Genomic DNA, 16182 nt, shown 5'->3' on the forward strand with positions numbered 1-16182 from the left:
ATAAAGTGACCACCCAGTCATATTTTGGATTTATTTCAATTTTTTTGGTTGAAACCATCATTTTCGAGGGTGTTATCAACTCTTTCCGATGCTGATAATGACCAGTCCAAGCAGGGCAGCCAGCATAAAACCAATGGCCAGGGCAGTCGGACCTCCCTGTCCCAGGAAACCGATAAGCAGCGATATGGGGGTGGCCAGTATCGTGGAGACCGCCCCTATAATGGCCGAGCCAAGACCTGCATTTTTTTCGAGGGGCTCCATGGCCAGGGCCGTGATATTACCGATAATAAAACCGTAGCCCATCAGTTGCAGGAACATAAAGAGCAAGAATCCGTAAAATTCCGTATGGCCTGCCCAGATGGTCATAAGATAGGCCATGGTCAGTAACGACTCCACGATAAGCGTGGTGGTCACGATGGAACGCATACCGACCCTTTCCACAATTTTCCCATTGATAAAGGAGGCTATCCCAATGGCGGTGGACATGGAGGCGAAGTAATAGGGATAATCGGCGCCTAGGGCATAGTGGTTCTCGTATAGGGACTGGGAGAGGTTCAGATAGGCGATGAACACACCTGAATGGATGCCAAGAATGGCCACGAAACCCATGGAGTTCCCGTTGCCCAAGAGCTGTTTGGCCACTGACCATAGCTGTTTGAAATGCAGGTTGCCCCTTTTTGAGGGCGACAAGGTCTCCGGCATCCTCAAGCGTATCCAGAGCAGCAGAACAAGGCCGGTCGATAGGAACAGAACGAACAGTACGCGCCAGCCCGGGCCGTCCACTATTTGTTTTCCCAAGATGGGCGACAGTACCGGGGTGATCAGATAAATGATCATCACAAAGGACATCGTCCTGGCCATACGTGCCCCCTTGAACCGGTCGCGGACAATGGCAATGCTCAAGGTTCGCGGAGCCCCTAGGCCGATGCCCTGTACCAATTGTCCAGTGATCAGGACGACGATATGCGAAGAAATAAGGGAAATGGTGCAGCCCGCACCAAAAATGAACAGGCCCAGGTAAATGGACGGTTTTCTTCCAAAACGATCCGAAATAGGCCCGAAAAGGAATTGGCTCAGCCCCAGTCCCAAATAGAGCAGGGAAATGCTCAGGTGGACATAGCGCTCGTCCACCTGGAGGTCATTGGCGATTTGGTCAAAGGCCGGCAACATCATATTGATGGTCAGTGCCACCATGGCCATCAGCATGGCCACTAGGGCTATGAACTCGAGAAAGGAAATGTCTTTGGTTTGCATGGGGCAAATATCAAGCTGCCCCCGGCCATTTGCATTAATAGGGATTAAGAAATCAACGGTTCAGCATGCGGTTCTTGACCGCGCTCAGATGTTCCGGGCTTACGTTGAGGTATGAGGCAATGATATACTGGGGTACCATGGCCTCTATGCGAGCATATTTTCGTTGGAACGCCAGGTAACGTTCCTCGACCGTCAAGTTGGTCTGTTCCAGGGTCCTTTCCATCAAACGGGCATATGCCTGCTGGATCTTGATGCGCATAAACGTTTCAAGGGCAGGAATCTTTTGGACCAGCTCGTCCAGGTCCTCCTTCCGGATCTGGTGGAGCACAGTGGGCCTGAGGATCTCCACATAATGTTTGTTCGGGGTCTGTGTTATATAACTATGCAGGTTGTTCAGCCACATTTTTTCCATTCCGATCTGTACGGTGATCTCACGGGCACCTTGGTCCAGGAAGTATACCCGGACCAGTCCACTTTCAATAAAGTGCAGGGCATCCGCCTTTTTCCCGAAAAAGGGAAGGTGGTCCTTCTTCGCCAGCTGCACGGTCTTAAAGGCCCTGGTCACCTTACCGAGCTGCTGTTCGGAAAGGGAGACCGTATTGGTGATATCCGCTAGTAATCGCTTCACTTATGTTATTTGATTCGTTTCATCCATACACTTCCCATGCTATCCATTGTAATGGTCGAATGTTGGTCTACTAAATGCGACCAGCATGGAGACCGAGGTATAGAACCCGATCAACAGTACGATGTCTATGAGCTCGCTTTCCGAAAAGTGGCCACTTAAACGTCCATGAAGGGAGGCAGGGGTGTCTTCTCTAGCTGTCAGTCTATCCACCAGTTCAAAGAGCGATAGGTCGCGATCGTTCCAAAGTCCTGGATCTGGGGAGTGGTTCCAGATATCCGTAATCTGTTCTGGCAACAATCCCATTTTCTGGGAAATGGTCATCCTGTGAAGGGCGTATTCATAACGGTTGTTATTGGCCCTACAGGTGCGTAGTATCAATAGTTCCCTGGTCCTGGGATCCAGTCTTTTTTTGTCAAAAACCCCTGTCGGTCCGATGAACCTGGATTCGATCAGGTCACGGAACAGGGATGGGTTCTTGGCTAGGATCCTGTATAGGTTGGGACTCGGGATTTCCTTGGGGAATATCCAATCCATAAGTTCTTGTACTTCTTTGTCCAGAGGAAGCTCCAAAGGCGGTATACCCTTTGTATGGGTTTTTTCCCTATCTTTTTTGTCCATGCTATATTCTTAATTTTTTGATACGATTGCCCGTAGCGGGCAAGTTCGGTTAACTGTTCTTTCCGGTCAATGTCGTTTAGACGAAACCCTCATTTTTGGTACCGAAAGGAGTACAGTTCCCATAAACGGCGTTCGTCGAAAAAACGAACATATCCGTGATTTTGATACCGGGATGGCGCCAACAACAGACCGCTATCCTATCCTTAAGATGGATTAAGCGGGTGGATCGTGACATTTATTTGGCATACCGGTGCTGATTTTTGTAAGATTTGGAGTGTTCATAGGGCCTGTATGGTTTTGAAACTGGTTTTTGGGATGGGCCGATATCTAATGGGTTCTTGCTCCTTTTAGAAATCCATCTTTTTAAGGAATGCACGTATTTCGTCCACTACTTCCTTGGGCCTTTCCTCTTGTACAAAATGACCGCAGTCCAGGACAACGGTTTTGGCCCGGGACAATCTCTTTTTCCATTTCTCCAGGTAGGCCATCGAGACGAATCGGTCCTTTTTCCCCATAAGATCAGCCAGGGTTTATTGGTGAGCACCGGCAGTTTCCCCCATTGTTCCCCGTACCATTGGGAGGACCCCAGGAGTTCCTTTCCGATGCGCCAAGGGGCCAAGCGGGAATTTCTGTCATGGAAGGGCCTTTTGTAGTGGGCATGGATCGGTTTGGAGAGCAGTTCCTGATTGGAAAAGCCCTGTTTTAACAACACCTTTGCCGAGAAATTGAGTCGGAGGTAGAGAAACTTTCCCAAGGGGTTTCTGAGCATACGGTCTATCTTCTTGACCTCAGGATTGTCCGCCGTTTTCCAAAGCCAACTGTTGAACAGGACCACTCCCTTGATCCTTTCGGGGATTTCCATGGCGGCGGAAAGACCGATAGGACCTCCATAGTCATGGACGACCATGGTAAAACCCTCCAAGGCCATGGATTCAATGAATTCCAATAGGTTTTGGGCATGTGATCTGGGCTTTCCGTCAAAGTCCAAGGGTTTTTCGGATAGACCAAAGCCCAGGTGATCGATGGCAATGCATCGATGGTCCTTGGAGAGTTCGGATATCAACTTCCGGTACAGGAAGGACCAGGTTGGTGTACCGTGGACAAAAAGGAGCGTTTGCCCATGGCCCTCGTCGATATAGTGCATATCGCCCTTGGACAATCGGGTGTACTTACTTTTAAAGGGGTAGAGTTCCTTGTTCAGCCAATCGGGTTCCGGGATACCCTTGGGAATCTCCACTGGTTCTTGGGTTTTGTTTGTTGACATGGTGTCTTTTTTACAGTTGGATCAATTGGGGAAGAATCGCTATTGGGCCCTTCCGATCATGAAGGGCTAAAACTATAAAATGACCGGTTCCCAAAAGTTAAGCGGGATTAAGAAATCCACCAGGGGAAAGAAATGATCGCGAATTGAATTCCTTGGTTGGTCGGTAAGCCCCTTTATGCCAACATGATCCTCCTATGGATCAAATTGCTCGAAACCGGGGGAATACCGATCTCCCGTGCCCAAATGGAGAGTTGTCCGATATGGTGCACCTCGTGAACAATGATATGTCGTAGCGCCTCGCCATAGGTACAGCGTATCTCATTGCCATTTCCTCCGGTCAAATGGAGCATCCGTCCTTCACTCGACCCGTCCCATTCCATTACGAATTCTCGCACCTCTTCATGAAAACGGTCCGATAGCTCCCTGATCTTTTCCAGTTTATCGTCCATGTCCGCATAGGTGGTTGATGAAATGGGCCGCTCCTTGAGGTCGCGTATCCAATTGTGCTCCACCTTGACGATATGGAACAGGGTCTCGAGGATAGTGCCGGGCCCACCGGTCCTGGATAAGGTCAGTTCCTTTTTCGGGATGTCCGCCAAGAGATCGAACCATTCGTCACGAATCATCCAATTATAGGTAAATAGGTGTTTCATTCTGGTTTTGATTATATGGGATTTAGTATCCCACCAAAAGTATAAAGTTCCCTCGATCTGTAATCATTCATATCAAAAAGATGGAACGAATGTAGCGATACCTTGGCGCTATCGGTGACTTTTTTAAGATGTCTTAATTTTTTTTGGTAAAAAGATGGCTAGGTTCGTCCCGTTCTGCCCTTGGTTGGAAAACTTTCAGGGGGGATTATGGATTAACAAAATAAAATACTGATGTACAGGTTTTTGGGACTGTTCTTTTTGATAGTGCTGGCCCCTCTACTTTTGCCTTCTTGTTCCCGGGAACCCATAGGGCAGGGGGGCGGTTTGCTCACGTATAGGGACATCCGGTTGGGAGGCGTTGCCCTTCAGGATTCCCTGGGGGCTTGTTTCTCCACGGCCAAGGGCACCGTGGTCCGTGCATATGAATTGGATGGGGAAACGGGCCCCGGGGTGGATATCGTTTTTGTGGGACTTCCGGGTGTCCGGTTCTTTGAATCCCCGGACGGGGTATCTTATTGGGGACTGGATCAAGTGCCAGGTGCCCGCCCCACGATCTTTATGCACTTGGAGGCCGAGGGCCAAGAGGGCTTTACCATATCCGACTTTGACCGGATGATAGACGATTCCCTGCTAAGGGCACTTGATATTACAGCAGATCAGGGTGCATTGCCCTTGGATGGTCTTCCTTTTCTTGTGCTCTTTGAAAATACAGATGGCAAGAAAGGGGCTCTAAAAATCCATGCAATGAAAAAAGCGGGCAAGACCAGTGAGATCATCTTTGATCTAAAAATGCAACCTTGACCTACGTTATGACAGTCCATAGCATCCATGCCGAAAATTAATCAAGTCCGGGCCATTTCTTAGGCTGGATTAAGATTTAAAAAACTGGCGCATTATAATTTTGTGCCGGGCTTTATGGTTCTAGTATCCTGGCCCAATAAATAATCAGCGAACCCAATTAACAACTTATATGAAAATTGATAAGGACAGTAATCGGTATACCGTTTTGTTTTCAGTGGCCATGGTCATCGTGGTAGGTATTGGACTCTCCACTTTATCGGTCGTCTTGAAGCCTATGATAGAGCGAAACAAAGAGATCGAGAAAAAGCAGAACATCCTTTTTGTCATGGAGGTGAAGTCTGGCTCGGACGGGAACCTGCCCGTGGGCAGGGAAGAGGTGGACGAACTGTATGAACGTTTTATTGGTGATCGGCAGTATATGATCAAAGGTGATTCCGTAATGCGTACCCAAGAGGCCTTCGGGGTGGACCTGATGAAGGAAATGCGCATCGCAAGGGCCAATCCGGGATACGAACCCAGACTCCCTTTTTTTGTCGGGGAGCGCGATGGGGAGACCTTCTATATTTTTCCCGTACAGGGCAAGGGGCTGTGGGGCAATATCTGGGGCCATGTGAGCCTAAGCCAAAGTTTGGATCGTTTGGGCGGGGTGGTCTTTGACCATGAAAAGGAGACCGCGGGCCTCGGGGCCAACATGACCGAACCTTTCTTTAGGGACGATTTTATCGGGGAACATTTTCTGGACGGGGAGGGCACCTATCAGGGTATTACGGTAAAAAAGGGGAATGGAGACCCCATGAACACCAATAAGGAGGACGGGCTCATCGATGCCATGGCCGGTGCGACCATTACAAGTTCCGGAATATCCACGATGCTCCATACGGGTATACGAATGTACCTGCCCTATCTGCGTTCGATGTAAAGATCCTTTCCATTGGAAGTGGGGCAATGAAAATTCACAGACTGGCCCATTTCTTAAGAGGTCTTAATTTTTATGAACAAAATGGGTCATAAGTTTGTCCTTAGTTAGTTTGTAAAACAACGAACCGCCGTTTGGGATCCTTGTACCCCTCGGCGGTTTTACACTGTCCATTCAATTTAAATTAGTCTAGAACAAAATGAAGAATACCTTGACCTATAACCAATTTTTGAAATTTTCCTCACTGTCCTTTTTGATGCTATCCCTGGGCTGCGGTGCGAAACGATCTGTGGATTCCACTTCCGATGATACCATTGAAGTGCAACTGGTCCGCAGTGCGACCGTACATTTGGATATCGGGGAGAGCAGCTTGTTGATAGATCCTATCCTGGGAGGGAAAGGATCACAGGATCCCATTCCTTTTTCCAATGGCCTGAACAATCCCTTGGTCGATCTTCCCTTTGCTGTGGAACAGGTACTTTCCGGTGTGGATGCGATACTGGTGACCCATTATCACCCCGATCATTTTGACAGTGCCGCCGAGGAGTTTGTGCCTAAGGACATGTTGATCTTTTGTCAGCCCAGCGATAAGGAACGATTGGTAGAAAAAGGTTTTACCAATCTTGTCGCGATCGACAAGCAACATCAGTGGGCCGGTATACAAATTTCGCGTTATGGGGCCAGTCATCATCAAGGGGCAACTGGACAACCCCCGTTCGGGGAATCCTCTTCCTATGGAATCGAAGCCTTTGGAAAAAAAGTATTGCTAACGGGAGATGCGATCTTGGATGGCAAATTGAAAAGTTCATTGGATGCAGTGAAACCCGATCTGGTGATTGCTAATACCGGGGAATGCCAGTTCAGTGAGCCGAACGAAGTGCTGGCACCGGGCAGGACCATGACCCTTACCAAAGAGGAGCTTGTGCAATTAGCTGTCCATAGACCTATGACAAAGGTTGTTGCTGTCCATTTGGAAGCGATCAACCATTGCATACTTACACGGGAAGTACTTCGTGGCTATGTTAGGGAAAAGGGACTCGAGGAAAGCATAATGGTGCCCAGTGACGGGGAATCCCTATCGTTTTGATCTTGTTGTACGCTAGGAATACAGTAGGCCTGATCTTGATATTTTGCGTATTGGGCTCCATGGTACAGGATAAGGGGAATGGTACCGGTGCAATTGACGAAACGCTCTTTGTGGAGTGCAACAGCACCCAACTTTTTTTGAATATCAAAGGGAAGGACCGGAACAATCCAGTGGTACTTTTTTTACATGGCGGCCCAGGGGACGTGATGCTGGGGCTCTATCCTTTTCAAGTATACATCGGAGAGAAACTGGAGGAGGATTTTACCATGGTATAGATGCACCAGAGGGGAACCGGGAATTCCGGGCAAGTGCCATTGTCCACCCAGACGGTGGGAAACCATATGGATGATGTGGACCGCGTGGTCGACTATTTGCTGGAACGCTTTGGACGGGAGAAGGTCCATTTGATGGGACATTCATGAGGGGGCATGCTCGGAACCTTATATCTTATTCTTGGGAGAGAAAAAATCGATAGGTTCGTGGCAGTGGCCCCTCCTTTTGATTCCAATAAAAATGCCCGGGAAAGTTATGACATGACATTGGCATGGGCAAAAAGGGATAATAACGCGGATGCCATCCGTGAACTCCGAACGCAAATCGTGTTGCCCATCGATTCCTTTGGGGAGCAGATGCTATTGAGCAAATGGGCAAGTCAAGCGTTTGGTGGAATATCCAAAGGGCTTTTCATGTCCCATGTCCTTGACGGTATGGGAATCGAGGGACTGGGGGAGGGATGGCAAACCAATGCGCTAGCCATTGCCCGGGCCATGGATGAGGAACTGCAGGGCATCAAGGTGACAGATTCCATTGGTGATCTGGCCAACCCCATCCTCTTTATGGCAGCGGCTCACGACGCCAATGTGCCGCCCGGTCCGGTCAAGGAAGTGTTCGGGGATTATAAGAGGCCGAAGGATTTTGTGCTTTTTGAGAACAGCTATCACCTATCTTTCGTAACCGAGAGCGATAGATTTGTGGCAAGTGTCCAAGACTTTTTAATGAAGGAAAGCTCCAAATGACAACGAAATAGTCCGGCCCCCTGGTACATTGTTAGTTATTCAAGTGGGTAGAGTTAGGTATCGGGGGGCTTTTTTAATCCTTTATTTTCTGGTCATCCTTTAACTTTTGGAGCTGTTTACCATAAATTGATGGGATGGTCGTATTTTAAGGGGTACGTTACTTTGGAGCATGGTCAAATATGCCCCGATACCGAATAAAGATGGTCGAAACCCTGGCAAAACATATTGAGCGAACTATAGATTTCCAAGTGGACCCCAATCTGTTGGCACCTTATCTCTCGGCGTTGCCTTTGGGAAAAAAAGAACACCTTTTTAGACAAGGGGAGCTTTGTACCCATCTCTATTTTGTTGTGGAGGGTTGCCTGAACATGTATTTCATCAATAACAAGGGCCAGAACCAGACCGTACAGTTTGCCCTGGAGCATTGGTGGCTTACCGATTTTATGGCTTTTCGTTCTTCCTCTCGCACCGAGTTTAACCTGCAGGCCGTCGAACGGAGCAAAGTGTTGGGAATCGATCTGGCTGGGGAGAAGGATCTGTTGGAGCGGTTTCCCGAGTTGGAACGGTATTTTAGGTCAATTCATGAAAGGGCCTATGGGGCTTCCCTAGTGCGGATGAAGCACATCTATGGGCTCTCCAAAGAGGAACTGTACCATGACTTTGCCCAAAAATTGCCTGATTTCGTGCAACGTGTGCCCCAATATCTGTTGGCGTCCTTCCTGGGGCTTTCCCCGGAATATTTAAGTGAGCTCCGGGGGCGTGAGCTCCACCACTGATACTTCTTGGCTTGGCCTGTTTCTTAAACCAGTTGAAGTGTATTGTCTTGTTCCATCCTTAATTTTGACCCATAAAACATAGAACAATGGAACAAAGAATTCAAATCGACAAAACGGAGCCAAAGGCCTATGAGGCCATGTTCGGCTTGGAAAAATACCTGTCACAAAGTACCTTGGAAAAGCGACTTGTGCACCTCCTTAAAATTAGGGCCTCCCAAATCAATGGCTGTGCTTTCTGTATTAATATGCATACCCAGGAGGCACTGGCCGATGGCGAAGACCCCAAACGTATCTTTTTATTGGATGCCTGGGCGGAAACCGAAATGTTCACCGAGAAGGAAAGAGCGGCACTCCGAATGACAGAGGAGGTGACCCTGATCCATGAGGGGGGACTCGATTCGGTGACCTATGCACATGCGAACCAAGTGTTCACGGAAAACGAGATCTCCCAGATCATCATGGCCATTGTGACCATCAATGCATGGAACCGTATTGCCATAGCGACCAAAAAACCATTTTGACCGGGTCAGGGAAAAGGGGTCTGGATGGCCAGCTGCCGTTCGGACCCCGAACCTGCAATTGAAGCCCAGAACTGTTGAATTGTGGTGCGTCCCATTAAGAGACCTGAAAATGTTCCTTCAGTAGCCGGGCTCCCTTGGAAGTAATGACCACTTCCCTGCCACTGCTCTTTTTTCTGAGCCAATCCCTATCGATCATAAAATCCAAAAGGGCCTTCCCCAGGGCACCGGCCACATGGTGCTTTCGTTCGGTCCAATCCAGGCAAGGCCGGACGTGGATCCGTTTCCCCTTCAATAGTTTGTTGGTGTCAATTCCGAGCGCTTCCAGCCAATGCCATCCCTTTGCTGTAATTTGATAAGAACTGTCCTTGTGGACAATAATATTTTGGGCCACAAGGGATTCCTGTATCCTGACGGCGAGTTCACCGGCCAAATGATCATAGCAGGTTCTGGCAGTCATCAGGCCCCCTTTTGGTTCGGGCCTTTTGATACCTTCCACGTGTTGTGGTGGGATCAGTCCCGCTATCCCTTCAATACTGCGTGCGATTTCCGGGCCTGCCAATCTGAAATACCGATGTCTTCCCTGTTGCTCCACCACGATCAAACGACCATGGATCAATTTGGTCAAATGGTTGCTTGCCGCTTGTCGGGTCAAATCGGCAAAGCCGGCAAGTTCTGTAGCCGTATAGGCCCTACCGTCCAGAAGGGCCCATAGCATCTTGGCCCTTGAACGATCTCCGATCAGTACCGCCGCCGCACTGAATTCCTTTGCTATGTCCATGGTTCCAAATATACACCGCTTTGGAGTTCCATGGTTCATTTTGCATGGAACCATTAGATCTTTCCCCCCATTAGTTTTGTCGGCCAAAGCAACTAATGATATGATGAAAAAAATGATATGGCTCCTATGGTCCTCTACCTGCTGTTGGGCCCAACATGGAGCGTTGGATTACGAGGCGTTCCAGTTTCCCAGTAGGTTGGAAGGAAAGAAGTTGAATCTGCTGTACACTGCATCAAGGAAGACCGATTCGAGAGGGGCCGTTATCTTTGTGCACGGATCTTCGTTCCCTTCCAAACTCTCGGCCGGTTTCCGGATCCGAGGGGTCTCTTGGATGGATGTTATGGCAGACACTGGGTTCGATGTCTTCGCCCTGGACTTCTTGGGCTATGGGGAATCGGACAGGTATGACCATATGGTCCAGGACGATAAGGTCGATGATGTTCCGAACGGGGGCAGGGTAGTTGTCCGTGACCTGGATATTGCCGTGGATCTTATCAGAAAGCAACTAGGGATAGATCGGGTGGTGCTTTTGGGCCATTCCTGGGGCGGAACGGTAGCGGGACACTATGCGACCCTATACCCTGAGAAAGTGGACAGGCTGGTACTTTTTGCGCCCATTGTACAGCGTTTAGGTCCGACGGATCGGAAACCTATCAGGTCATTGTTCCTGGAACAGACGCCCGAACAGCGATTGGAGCAGTTCAAGGGCCAGGTACCCGAGGACGAGGATATGGTCTTGGAGCAGGATGTACTGCTGCATTGGGGAAAGGCCTGGGTCAAGAGCGATCCCACGGCACGGGCCCGGAATACAGGTTCGGTGCGATATCCCAGTGATTGGCAAATGGATCTTTATGATTGCTGGAACGGGAACTGTTTTTTGAACCCCGGAAGCCTCAGGGTGCCCACCTTGATCGTTCGGGGAGAATGGGATACCGCCTTCAGTGCGAGGGATGCCGAAATGCTTTTTGACCATATGGTGCATGTCGATGATAAAAGTTATGTTGTGGTTGGCCGTGGTACGCATGTGCTGCATTTGGAGGAGAATCGATGGGCGTTGTTCAATGAGGTCCTTACCTTCATTAAAAACGAAAAACGATGATGGCCGTCATTTTTGAGGTCCATGTGGCCCCCGATAAAAAGGGGGAATACCTCGCTATTGCCCATAACTTGAAACAGGAATTGACCAAGGTTGCGGGATTCATATCCATTGAGCGTTTTCAGAGTATTTCCGATGAAGGTAAAATGCTATCGCTTTCCTATTGGAGGGACGAGGCTGCGGTGGAGGCTTGGAGGGACCATGGCATGCACAGGAGGGCCCAAGATAGGGGGAGGACATCCATTTTTAAGGATTACAACATCCGTGTTGCCGAAGTGATCCGGGATTATGGCATGTATGAACGGGAGCAGTGTCCGAAGGATTTATAGGACTTGATGGTTCAGCCGATTTGCAAAGGCATGGGTAAGGAGGTTGGGCATGCCCCCCGTATGCCAGAACACAATTTTGGACCCCGGGGCAAGTCGGTCTTTTTGGATATGGTCCATCATCCCATGGAAGGCCCTTGCGGTATACACCGCATCCAGTAATATACCTTCGGTTTTGGCAAGCATTTCGATGGTCTTTTGTTCTTGCTGTGTCAGGTTCGCATAACCTGGCGCTTCATAATTTCGATCCAGGACAATATTCCCGATTTGAAAGGTGTTGGGCAGGTTCAGGGATTTTGAAGCCGTCGTCAGGATATCTAAGATCCTTTCTTCAAGGGATTCCCCATGTAGCTTGGCCTTGTCCACACTTATCGCGTGCAGGGAGGCTTGAATATCGAACAGCGCCTGGCCCAGTAACATACCTGCCTGTGTTCCCCCTGAACTGGAGGCAAAGAAGATATGATCTATTTGCAGCTCCATTTCCTGTAATTGGATTTTTACTTCCCGCATCGCATTTACAAATCCCAGGGCGCCCATGGCGTTGGAGCCCCCATAGGGTATGAGATAACATTTCCCTTTTTTGGAAAGCGTATCATGGAGTTCCGCAATGTCCTCGCCTTTACGGTTTTCCCCTGTAAAATGGAGCTGGGCCCCGAAAAGAAGGGATAACAGTAAGTTGCCCTCATACACCTTGGGCGGTACGCCCCCTAGTAACAGATGACATTCCATCCCCAATTGGGCACAGGCCGCGGCCGTTTGGCGACAATGGTTGGACTGTTGGGCCCCGGAGGTGATCACAATGTCACAGGAAGTCTTTACGGCTTCATAGAGGAGATATTCCAGTTTTCGCGTCTTGTTGCCGCCCATACCGAGTCCTGTCATATCGTCCCTTTTGATATACAGTTCGTAGGGCCCGAGTTCTGCCGAAAGTTTTTTTAATTGTGTCAAGGGGGTAGGCAGGAAGGCCAAGGGCACTTTTTTCTTTAAGGGGTCTGGGGTGGCAGCGTTCATGTTTTTATTTTATTTTTTATCGATTCCGAAGTGTTCGAATACCGCCGGGATGAGTATTGATTGGTAGAAAAGGTTACTGGGCGGACGTTTCAGACCACTGTGCATGTTCCCTACATTGACCAAGGAGACAATGACGATATCCGTATCCTCGATCCAGAACATCATGGCCGAGAAGCCCAGTACTCCACCGGAGTGTCCTAGGACCGCATGACCACGGTAATAGGGATATATCCGGTAAATGCCCTGGGCATACTGGAAGTTCGGGTTCGCACCATCCCTCGGCGGATGATAGGTGAAATAGTGTTCCAAGACCGCCTTGTCCAAAAAATCCCCAGTGTTCAAGGCCTGTGCCCATTTGACCAGATCTTCGGACGAGGATACCATGCCACCGGCTGCCCATTCTGTGGATAGGTTTGACCTGCTCGTGTCGATCAAATACGGGTTCGCCCACGGAAAATATGGGGAGTGTCCAGCGACTTTTAGATAATCCGGTGTCGCATAATGGTAGTTTGCCACATATCCCCCGGGAACATTCTCAAAGGACTCCAAAAAGGTGTTGTTCAAGGCCAAGGGCTTTAATATGCGATTTCGGATCTCTTCATGAAGCTCGTTGCCGGTGATCTTTTCTATGATAAGACCAAGAAGTGTGTAGTTGGTATTCGAATACTCATATGCTTCCCCGGGAGCGAAAAGTGCAGCCTGCCCGTCAATGTAGTCAAGCGCTTCCGCTTTGCCCCATAAATGTTCTGGCCTGACCGATGCTCCCCTTCCTTGTCTTATCCATGCTTGATCAAACTCAAAGGTGGGAATGCCGCTTTGATGGTTCAACAGTGTCCTTATGGGGGCCTGGTCAAGATTTGCGATATTCGGCAGCATAGTGGTGTCCAGGTAGTCCGAGGGAACCTTTTCCAGATCTAGTTTGCCCTCTTCGGCCAATTGCAGTGCCGTGACCGCCACAAATGTCTTGGTAATGCTGCCTATACCAAATTTGGAGTCAAGCGCAATGGGTGTCTTGGCCTCAAGATCCGCATAACCGATGGTTCCGCTCCAATAGATACTGTCGCCCTTGCCTATGGCCACGGAAATACCGGGAATGCCCATACTCTGGCCATTGATCAAGACATTGTTGAATAGGGAATCCGTTTCCTGCGACCCCGGGACGGCCTGGGCCTTTAGGGCAGTGCCGCCCAATAGTAATAATGTCGAGATGGTGATCCTAAAGTATTTCATGGTGATATGGATGGTGTATGGTCGACGATCCTGAGAAGGACTTTTTGGTAAATTAATGATTTATGGGATAGGTCAGGGTCGGTCAAGGGTAAATTGTTTATGGATAAAGTTGCCCATTACCTTGTGGAGTTCCTGGCTCGTGGGCACTTTTTTTACATCCCCGTCAAAACAGTTCTCCTTTATCCGATACAGAGAGTGATCGGTACCTTCGAGAATCTTCCATTGGATAAGTGACGGGGGATCGCCTTTAAAGATTGCCTTGAGTTTGTCAACGGAACTTTGGGCGTGGACCAAAGGGTCGTTTTCGCCAAAGAGAAACAGCACCGGTCTTTGGATGTTCCTGATAGCTCTTGTGGGATCATACCCCTTGATGACCCTATAATGCAGGTCGTTTTTCTTCTCGGCCCTTATGGTCGGTGTGGTATACAGTTTATAAACCTCGGAAACGGCCCGCTCCATGGCCTGGAGACTGTCCAATCCCTCGCATCGGATCTTACTGTATGCGTTCTGTACGTCCTGTTCAAATACCGTGGTGACCGACCCCGCCATGCTTATCCCGAATTGAATTTCATCGGGATAGGTGCCAGCAATGATCTGGACCAGCCATCCCCCTTGGCTATGTCCTATGACCCCAATCTTTTGGGGGTCAATTGGAAAATTTTCTTTGGCATACCGAATGGCGTCGACCGCATTTTTGGCCAGGGCCTCGAAATCCATGTCCCACCAGGCTCCCGAGGATTTGCCGATGCCCGGTTTGTCGAAATTCAACAGGGCATATCTATCGGCTACCAGGGTATGGAGGGTGGCATCCAAATACCCTTTGTAGTTTGTCCTATAACTGGAATTGCCGGAGCCGGGCATGAAAACCAAAAGCGGAGGATGTTGCATGTCCTTGGGCAAACGTAAACTTCCTGCCAGCAAGTCTCCATTGGATTCAAACTGGAATGCTATCGTTTTTTCCTCGTATTGCATACCATACAACTCATTTTGGATAAAAATGAGCGACAGTAGGAACAGGGGTAAAAATTTTAGGGCGAATATTTTTGAGCATACTTTGCTCTGGGAAGAAGGCATAAGTACTATGGTTTCCATACTTTTCGTTTTTGTATTGTCAAAGCCACAAGTTTCATTGTAGCGGTGCTAAAAATCCATAAATAATGCCGTAAAATGGTTAAGCTGTCTTAAGAAAAAGGGAGTTTGGTGCCCTTGAAGGGATCGGAAAGGCATTTCTGTGATAGGGAAACGGGCAGAAATGCCTTTTGATGTCAATTTAGAGCTGTTTGTTCGCTATATCCGGGTAGTTGCCCAAAACTTTCCATTGGCCTGCCGAACGGATCAAATTGATCAAGGAGCGGAACCGAAGATCTTTGCTCTCCAGGGTAACTCGGGCGTAGGCCAAATCCCCCATTATTTCCAACGAATCGATCTGTAACGTTCGCGGTGTCCCGCCAAAAGTTCCTTCTTTGATGAGGTCCAAATAGCGTTCCTTGTCCATTACAAATACCCCCTCCTGTTCAAAGAAACCGGATTGCACGTTACGGAAATCATTGTGAAGGATGCCGCTCAACAACGCAATATCACTGGTATCCCCACCTATAATAAAATTCTTGAGGCTACCCATGAGGTCGCTTCTGCCCTTGTCTATTTGTTTTAAGGCCGTCACTTCGATCTCGATTTTCATTTTGGGATCGGCAAGTCCGGCCGATATCATCATGGCCGCGGGCCTGGATTCGCCAAAATACCGACGTAACACAGGCCAGCAGGATTCGAAATCCGATGCATTGGGCAGGATGTAGTTGACCCGGACCACATCTTCCATAGTGGCATTGGCCCGCTTTAGTGCATATTGAATGTTCTTTAGGCATTGTTCGGTCTGTTCCACGACATCCTTTGAAATTTCCATGGTGTCGTAATCGTAACCCGTAGTGCCGGATACAAAGACCCAATCCCCTTGTACGATAGCCCTCGAATATCCGATCTGTTTTTCAAAGGCCGATCCCGAACTGATAAGTTGTTTGCTCATGTTTTTTGTTTTTATAGTAGACAGTTTTGGCCCTGGGAAATGTGACAGGTTGGGATAAATTTTATAAGGTGAGCACTGTTTTTCGAAGGTTCCGGAAACAGGTTGTGAGCGAGAAATATATGTAATCGTACTGGCTAAAGGAAAGAGTGATGGTGCCGATGTAGGTGGATAACGGCCAATATCC

20 protein-coding genes are annotated in these 16182 nt (G+C 48.9%); 10 read left to right on the top strand and 10 right to left on the bottom strand.

Features of this window, described 5'->3' with window-relative positions; all coding sequences use genetic code 11:
- Positions 1-75 precede the first annotated feature (75 nt).
- The 5 genes from J4E06_RS06845 to J4E06_RS06865 all read right to left on the bottom strand — a co-directional run bounded on the left by J4E06_RS06845 (position 76) and on the right by J4E06_RS06865 (position 4417).
- Positions 76-1254: a multidrug effflux MFS transporter gene (locus J4E06_RS06845; protein WP_349523286.1), complete on the bottom strand. Its 1179-nt coding sequence runs from the start codon at positions 1252-1254 to the stop codon at positions 76-78.
- A gap of 52 nt (positions 1255-1306) precedes the next feature.
- Positions 1307-1882 (bottom strand): Crp/Fnr family transcriptional regulator, encoded by a 576-nt coding sequence (locus J4E06_RS06850; protein WP_349523287.1) that lies wholly within the window; start codon positions 1880-1882, stop codon positions 1307-1309.
- Between the two features lie 39 nt (positions 1883-1921).
- The gene (locus J4E06_RS06855; protein WP_349523288.1) at positions 1922-2500 is read right to left on the bottom strand and encodes a carboxymuconolactone decarboxylase family protein; all 579 of its coding nucleotides are present in this window, start codon (positions 2498-2500) and stop codon (positions 1922-1924) included.
- A gap of 388 nt (positions 2501-2888) precedes the next feature.
- Positions 2889-3764 carry an alpha/beta fold hydrolase gene (locus J4E06_RS06860; protein WP_349523289.1) on the bottom strand — a complete coding sequence of 292 codons (876 nt, stop codon included), beginning with the start codon at positions 3762-3764 and terminating at the stop codon, positions 2889-2891.
- 173 nt (positions 3765-3937) lie between these two features.
- Entirely contained in the window at positions 3938-4417 is a 480-nt protein-coding gene (locus tag J4E06_RS06865; RefSeq protein WP_349523290.1) for a DinB family protein, read from the bottom strand.
- 231 nt (positions 4418-4648) lie between these two features.
- Between J4E06_RS06865 and J4E06_RS06870 the strand changes: the two genes are divergently transcribed.
- The 8 genes from J4E06_RS06870 to J4E06_RS06905 all read left to right on the top strand — a co-directional run bounded on the left by J4E06_RS06870 (position 4649) and on the right by J4E06_RS06905 (position 9534).
- Positions 4649-5218, top strand: coding sequence for a hypothetical protein (locus tag J4E06_RS06870; protein WP_349523291.1), 570 nt, complete (start codon positions 4649-4651; stop codon positions 5216-5218).
- Positions 5219-5387: 169 nt separating this feature from the next.
- Complete coding sequence (locus J4E06_RS06875) at positions 5388-6137, top strand: FMN-binding protein (RefSeq protein ID WP_349523292.1); 750 nt, start codon at positions 5388-5390, stop codon at positions 6135-6137.
- Between the two features lie 196 nt (positions 6138-6333).
- The gene (locus J4E06_RS06880) at positions 6334-7221 is read left to right on the top strand and encodes an MBL fold metallo-hydrolase (RefSeq protein ID WP_349523293.1); all 888 of its coding nucleotides are present in this window, start codon (positions 6334-6336) and stop codon (positions 7219-7221) included.
- Between the two features lie 59 nt (positions 7222-7280).
- Positions 7281-7496 (top strand): hypothetical protein, encoded by a 216-nt coding sequence (locus J4E06_RS06885; protein ID WP_349523294.1) that lies wholly within the window; start codon positions 7281-7283, stop codon positions 7494-7496.
- Positions 7497-7643, top strand: a complete 147-nt coding sequence (locus tag J4E06_RS06890; RefSeq protein ID WP_349523295.1) for a hypothetical protein — start codon at positions 7497-7499, stop codon at positions 7641-7643.
- A gap of 6 nt (positions 7644-7649) precedes the next feature.
- Entirely contained in the window at positions 7650-8237 is a 588-nt protein-coding gene (locus tag J4E06_RS06895) for an alpha/beta fold hydrolase (RefSeq protein ID WP_349523296.1), read from the top strand.
- 200 nt (positions 8238-8437) lie between these two features.
- Positions 8438-9013, top strand: a complete 576-nt coding sequence (locus J4E06_RS06900; RefSeq protein WP_349523297.1) for a Crp/Fnr family transcriptional regulator — start codon at positions 8438-8440, stop codon at positions 9011-9013.
- A gap of 86 nt (positions 9014-9099) precedes the next feature.
- Positions 9100-9534, top strand: a complete 435-nt coding sequence (locus tag J4E06_RS06905; RefSeq protein ID WP_349523298.1) for a carboxymuconolactone decarboxylase family protein — start codon at positions 9100-9102, stop codon at positions 9532-9534.
- Between the two features lie 94 nt (positions 9535-9628).
- Here the strand turns inward: J4E06_RS06905 and J4E06_RS06910 are convergent, their stop codons facing one another.
- Entirely contained in the window at positions 9629-10312 is a 684-nt protein-coding gene (locus J4E06_RS06910) for an ArsR/SmtB family transcription factor (protein WP_349523299.1), read from the bottom strand.
- 100 nt (positions 10313-10412) lie between these two features.
- Between J4E06_RS06910 and J4E06_RS06915 the strand changes: the two genes are divergently transcribed.
- Together J4E06_RS06915 and J4E06_RS06920 are read left to right on the top strand one after the other, a co-directional pair.
- Positions 10413-11411 carry an alpha/beta hydrolase gene (locus J4E06_RS06915; RefSeq protein WP_349523300.1) on the top strand — a complete coding sequence of 333 codons (999 nt, stop codon included), beginning with the start codon at positions 10413-10415 and terminating at the stop codon, positions 11409-11411.
- The gene (locus tag J4E06_RS06920; RefSeq protein WP_349523301.1) at positions 11408-11737 is read left to right on the top strand and encodes an antibiotic biosynthesis monooxygenase family protein; all 330 of its coding nucleotides are present in this window, start codon (positions 11408-11410) and stop codon (positions 11735-11737) included. Before J4E06_RS06915 ends, J4E06_RS06920 begins: the two co-directional genes overlap by 4 nt.
- Here J4E06_RS06920 and J4E06_RS06925 read toward each other — a convergent pair.
- The 4 genes from J4E06_RS06925 to J4E06_RS06940 all read right to left on the bottom strand — a co-directional run bounded on the left by J4E06_RS06925 (position 11732) and on the right by J4E06_RS06940 (position 15998).
- Positions 11732-12745, bottom strand: a complete 1014-nt coding sequence (locus tag J4E06_RS06925; RefSeq protein ID WP_349523302.1) for a 1-aminocyclopropane-1-carboxylate deaminase/D-cysteine desulfhydrase — start codon at positions 12743-12745, stop codon at positions 11732-11734. The genes J4E06_RS06920 and J4E06_RS06925 overlap by 6 nt on opposite strands.
- Positions 12746-12754: 9 nt before the next feature.
- The gene (locus tag J4E06_RS06930; RefSeq protein ID WP_349523303.1) at positions 12755-13975 is read right to left on the bottom strand and encodes a serine hydrolase domain-containing protein; all 1221 of its coding nucleotides are present in this window, start codon (positions 13973-13975) and stop codon (positions 12755-12757) included.
- 72 nt (positions 13976-14047) lie between these two features.
- Positions 14048-15067, bottom strand: coding sequence for an alpha/beta hydrolase family protein (locus tag J4E06_RS06935; RefSeq protein WP_349523304.1), 1020 nt, complete (start codon positions 15065-15067; stop codon positions 14048-14050).
- Positions 15068-15245: 178 nt separating this feature from the next.
- A complete protein-coding gene (locus J4E06_RS06940; RefSeq protein WP_349523305.1) occupies positions 15246-15998 on the bottom strand; it encodes a Rid family hydrolase in 753 nt (250 codons plus the stop codon).
- Positions 15999-16182: the final 184 nt, after the last annotated feature.

It is taken from the genome of Allomuricauda sp. NFXS6, assembly GCF_040148835.1.
GTDB lineage: Bacteria > Bacteroidota > Bacteroidia > Flavobacteriales > Flavobacteriaceae > Flagellimonas.

What these genes read in the sequence shown, in the direction of transcription:
- J4E06_RS06845 (WP_349523286.1), bottom strand. Translation starts at nt 1,254, where the DNA reads ATGCAAACCAAAGACATTTCCTTTCTCGAGTTCATAGCCCTAGTGGCC.
- J4E06_RS06855 (WP_349523288.1), bottom strand. Translation starts at nt 2,500, where the DNA reads ATGGACAAAAAAGATAGGGAAAAAACCCATACAAAGGGTATACCGCCT.
- J4E06_RS06860 (WP_349523289.1), bottom strand. Translation starts at nt 3,764, where the DNA reads ATGTCAACAAACAAAACCCAAGAACCAGTGGAGATTCCCAAGGGTATC.
- J4E06_RS06865 (WP_349523290.1), bottom strand. Translation starts at nt 4,417, where the DNA reads ATGAAACACCTATTTACCTATAATTGGATGATTCGTGACGAATGGTTC.
- J4E06_RS06870 (WP_349523291.1), top strand. Translation starts at nt 4,649, where the DNA reads ATGTACAGGTTTTTGGGACTGTTCTTTTTGATAGTGCTGGCCCCTCTA.
- J4E06_RS06875 (WP_349523292.1), top strand. Translation starts at nt 5,388, where the DNA reads ATGAAAATTGATAAGGACAGTAATCGGTATACCGTTTTGTTTTCAGTG.
- J4E06_RS06880 (WP_349523293.1), top strand. Translation starts at nt 6,334, where the DNA reads ATGAAGAATACCTTGACCTATAACCAATTTTTGAAATTTTCCTCACTG.
- J4E06_RS06885 (WP_349523294.1), top strand. Translation starts at nt 7,281, where the DNA reads ATGGTACAGGATAAGGGGAATGGTACCGGTGCAATTGACGAAACGCTC.
- J4E06_RS06890 (WP_349523295.1), top strand. Translation starts at nt 7,497, where the DNA reads ATGCACCAGAGGGGAACCGGGAATTCCGGGCAAGTGCCATTGTCCACC.
- J4E06_RS06895 (WP_349523296.1), top strand. Translation starts at nt 7,650, where the DNA reads ATGCTCGGAACCTTATATCTTATTCTTGGGAGAGAAAAAATCGATAGG.
- J4E06_RS06900 (WP_349523297.1), top strand. Translation starts at nt 8,438, where the DNA reads ATGGTCGAAACCCTGGCAAAACATATTGAGCGAACTATAGATTTCCAA.
- J4E06_RS06905 (WP_349523298.1), top strand. Translation starts at nt 9,100, where the DNA reads ATGGAACAAAGAATTCAAATCGACAAAACGGAGCCAAAGGCCTATGAG.
- J4E06_RS06910 (WP_349523299.1), bottom strand. Translation starts at nt 10,312, where the DNA reads ATGGACATAGCAAAGGAATTCAGTGCGGCGGCGGTACTGATCGGAGAT.
- J4E06_RS06915 (WP_349523300.1), top strand. Translation starts at nt 10,413, where the DNA reads ATGATGAAAAAAATGATATGGCTCCTATGGTCCTCTACCTGCTGTTGG.
- J4E06_RS06920 (WP_349523301.1), top strand. Translation starts at nt 11,408, where the DNA reads ATGATGGCCGTCATTTTTGAGGTCCATGTGGCCCCCGATAAAAAGGGG.
- J4E06_RS06925 (WP_349523302.1), bottom strand. Translation starts at nt 12,745, where the DNA reads ATGAACGCTGCCACCCCAGACCCCTTAAAGAAAAAAGTGCCCTTGGCC.
- J4E06_RS06930 (WP_349523303.1), bottom strand. Translation starts at nt 13,975, where the DNA reads ATGAAATACTTTAGGATCACCATCTCGACATTATTACTATTGGGCGGC.
- J4E06_RS06935 (WP_349523304.1), bottom strand. Translation starts at nt 15,067, where the DNA reads ATGGAAACCATAGTACTTATGCCTTCTTCCCAGAGCAAAGTATGCTCA.
- J4E06_RS06940 (WP_349523305.1), bottom strand. Translation starts at nt 15,998, where the DNA reads ATGAGCAAACAACTTATCAGTTCGGGATCGGCCTTTGAAAAACAGATC.